At 28.3% G+C, this 4,029-nt stretch carries 3 protein-coding genes; 1 reads left to right on the top strand and 2 read right to left on the bottom strand.

Annotated elements, in window-relative coordinates:
* Together G3997_RS02895 and G3997_RS02890 are read right to left on the bottom strand one after the other, a co-directional pair.
* A partial coding sequence (locus G3997_RS02895; protein ID WP_296647805.1) for a response regulator transcription factor occupies positions 1 to 361 on the bottom strand: 361 nt, incomplete at its 3' end.
* 77 nt (positions 362 to 438) lie between these two features.
* On the bottom strand, positions 439 to 2,928 hold the full coding sequence (locus G3997_RS02890; protein ID WP_296647802.1) for a heavy metal translocating P-type ATPase: 2,490 nt from the start codon (positions 2,926 to 2,928) through the stop codon (positions 439 to 441).
* 241 nt (positions 2,929 to 3,169) lie between these two features.
* Here G3997_RS02890 and G3997_RS02885 point away from each other — a divergent pair, with 241 nt between their 5' ends.
* Entirely contained in the window at positions 3,170 to 3,970 is an 801-nt protein-coding gene (locus G3997_RS02885; RefSeq protein WP_296647799.1) for an N-acetylmuramoyl-L-alanine amidase, read from the top strand.
* Positions 3,971 to 4,029: the final 59 nt, after the last annotated feature.

Raw genomic sequence — 4,029 nt, 5'->3', positions numbered from 1 at the left:
TACTTCTTCTTAAAACAGCTTGAACTCTTTTTATTAAAAGATTAAACGAAAATGGCTTTGTTATATAATCATCACATTCTAATTCAAATCCTTTTACTTCTTCATGTTCTTGATTTAAAGCTGTTAAAAATATTATTGGTACATTTGAAGTTTTTCTTATCATTTTACATGCAGAATATCCGTCTAAATTTGGCATCATTATATCTAATATAATTAAATCATAATTATTTTGTTTAAAAAGTTGTATTCCTTCTAATCCATCACTTGCATAATCTACATTGTAGTTTTCTGCTCTTAAAAATTCTACTATAAGTTCTTGTATACTTGCGTCATCTTCTACTACTAATATTGATGCACTCATCTTACCACTCCAATCTATTTTCTATATATTTATTTTAGCCTATATATGTGAATTTAGTATGAAGTGATATTTAAATCTTATTTATTAAACTTAAAGTTTCTAAGTCTGAGTGCATTAGTAACAACTGATACAGAACTTAAGCTCATAGCAGCTGCTGCAATCATTGGACTTAAAAGTGGTCCTCCAAATATATATAATAGACCTGCTGCAACAGGTATTCCTATAGTATTATATCCAAATGCCCAGAATAAGTTTTGCTTAATATTTTTTATAGTTTCATTACTTAATTTTATAGATGTTGGCACATCCATTAAGTTACTCTTCATTAATACAATATCTGCACTTTCCATTGCAACATCTGTACCACTTCCTATAGCTATGCCAATATCTGATTGTGCTAGTGCAGGAGCATCATTTATACCATCTCCAACCATCGCAACAAATTTTCCTTGTTCTTGAAGTTTTTTCACTTCATTAGATTTATCTTTTGGTAAAACTTCTGAAACTACTATATCTATTCCAACTTCTTTYGCTATAGCATCTGCAGTTTTTTTATTATCTCCTGTAACCATAGCTACCTTTATTCCCATTTCATGAAGTTTTTCTATAGCTTTTTTACTATTTTCTTTAACAGTATCTGCTACTGCTATTATTCCACCTAAAGTATTATCTATTGATATATACATAGGTGTTTTTCCTAGTGATGCTAACTCATCAGACTTAGATTCTAAATATCCTAAATCTATATTTTTATCAAGCATAAGCTTTTTATTTCCAAGTATTATAACCTTCCCATCTATTTTAACTTCTATACCATGTCCTGGTATAGMCTTAAAGCTTTCTACCCTTTTTAATTCAATATTATTTTCTTCCCCATATTTTACTATAGCTTCTCCAAGTGGATGTTCTGAACCTTTCTCAGCACTCGCTGCTATTTGAAGTAAATAATTCTCATCTATATTATTAGTTGTTATTATATCTGTAACTGTTGGTTTTCCTTCTGTTATTGTACCTGTTTTATCAAATATTACTGTATCTACTTTATGTGCAAGTTCTAGTGCCTCTCCACTTTTTATAAGTATTCCATTTTCTGCACCTTTACCCGTTCCAACCATTATCGCTGTTGGTGTAGCAAGACCAAGTGCACAAGGGCATGCTATTACAAGCACAGATATAAATATTGTAAGAATGAATTCTAAGTCCTTATGTCCAAATACAAACCAAAGTAATGATGACACTAAGGCTATAATTATAACAGTTGGTACAAAGTATCCTGATACTTTATCTGCAAGTGCCGCTATTGGAGCTTTTTTACCTTGAGCATCTTCAACAAGTTTTATAATTTGAGCAAGAACAGTATCTGAACCTACTTTTTCAGCTCTAAATTTAATAACTCCATTTTTATTTATACTTGCTCCTGTTACATTATCACCGATATTTTTTTCAACTGGTATACTCTCTCCAGTCAGCATAGATTCATCAACTGATGTATGACCATCCACAACAACACCGTCAACTGGTATTTTAGCTCCAGGTTTAACTATTATTATATCTCCTACTTCAACTTCACCTATTGGTATTTCAATTTCTTCATTACCTTTTACAATTAGAGCAGTTTTAGGTTGAAGCCCCATAAGTTTTTTAATAGCTTCTCCTGTTTTACCTTTAGCTTTTGATTCTAAATATTTCCCAAGTAATATTAAAGCTATTATTATACCTGCACTTTCAAAGTATAATTGATGATGTCCATGACCTACTTCCATAGTAGTAGTTGCTATTTTAAAAGTAGTATATACACTGTATAAAAATGCTGATGATGTTCCTATCGCAACTAATGTATCCATATTAGGATTTTTATTTATTAATGATTTAAATCCATTAATATAAAACTTATATCCAGCTAACATTACTGGTATTACTAATATCATTTGTATAATTGCATAGTTTAATGGATTTGTAAGTGGGTCTATAATATTTGGAACTGGCCAAGGACCAAAAGGTTTTGGTACCATAGGACCCATAGCTATATAAAATAGTGGGATAGAAAATCCTACTGCTATTACAAATTTAATAAATAAAGTTTTCATTTCTTTTTCTTTTCTTAGTTTATCTTCATCTGCTAATGCTTCTTTCTTTTCTTCAATTATAAAATACCCGGCTTTCTCTATTACAGATTTTATATCACTTAGTGTAACCTTAGAATTATCATATTCTATATTAGCTTTCTCTGTTGCTATATTTACACTTGAATTTTCTATTCCATCTAATTTTTTCGTAACTCTTTCTACTGCTTTTGCACAAGCTGCACAACTCATTCCGCCTATTTTTAATTCTACAATTTTAGTATTATTTTCTTTTATAACCTTATATCCTGCTTTTTCTATTGCTGACTTTATATCTTCAAAACTTACTTTTTGCTTATCATATTCTATATTAAGCTTTTCAGTTGCTATATTTACACTTGAGCTTTCCACGCCATCTAATTTTTTTGTAACTCTTTCTACTGCTTTTGCACAAGCTGCGCAACTCATTCCACCTATTTTATAAGTTTCTTTATTATTTGGCATACTGTATCTCCTTTCATTATTTTTACATCTTAATTATACCCCCTATAGGTATATTAAATCATTTATTTTACTTTTTCAATAAATTTTTATHGATATATAAATTCATAATTTTATATTTAAGTGTAAAATTATGAATTTATTTAATATCAAATATAAWATATCAAATATAATATATTGAAATATATATTGTTGACATATATAATATATTGTGGAATATTTTNACATAATTAGGAGGTATATTTTGTTAAAAAGTAAATTCCAAAAAATAGCATTAACATCTATATTAACAACAATGTTATCATCAAACTTTTTAATAGCAAATGCAGAAAGTTATAAAGTATTCATAGATGCAGGTCATGGTGGTAAAGATAATGGTGCTTCTCATAATGGGTATCTAGAAGATGTTATTAATTTACAAATTGCGCACAAGCTAAAAAATAGATTAATAAATGAAGGTTTAGAAGTTGAAATGAGCAGAAATTCTGACACTTCTCTATCATTATCAGAAAGAGCAGCTAAATCAAATAATTCAGATGCAGATATATTCATTTCAATACATCAAAATGCATCTTCTAGTCCTAGTGCAAATGGAATAGAAACATATTATCTTGGAAGTAGAAATAAAGCTCTAGCTACTGCTGTACATAATAGTATTATAAATTCTACAAGTGCAAATGATAGAAGTGTCAGAGAAGCAAATTTCCAAGTACTAAGAGATAATAATAAAGTATCAATTCTTTTAGAATGTGGATTTATATCTAATCCATCTGAAGGATATAAGTTAAATACTGATGAATATCAAAATAAAGTTGTAGATGGAATAGTATCTGGTGTAAAGAATTACTTTAATATAAATAATAATAATGTAAATACATCAAATTCATCTAACTCAAATAAAAATACWGATCGTGGTAAAAACTTTAATATTATAGGTACTTTACCTCAAGGAGCTAAGGTAAAAATCATAGATACAAAATTTGATTGGCACAAAATAGAATTCAATGGTAAATATGGTTATGTATCAGGAGTTTATGTTAAATAAATACATATTAAATAAATAAGTAGGTATAATTTTATATTATTATCCTACTTATTTTTATT

The sequence above is a fragment of the Romboutsia sp. 13368 genome (genome assembly GCF_018336475.1).
GTDB lineage: Bacteria > Bacillota > Clostridia > Peptostreptococcales > Peptostreptococcaceae > Romboutsia.
The sequence above is the reverse complement of the archived record's forward strand: the minus strand, read 5'-3'. Positions and strand labels throughout refer to the sequence as shown.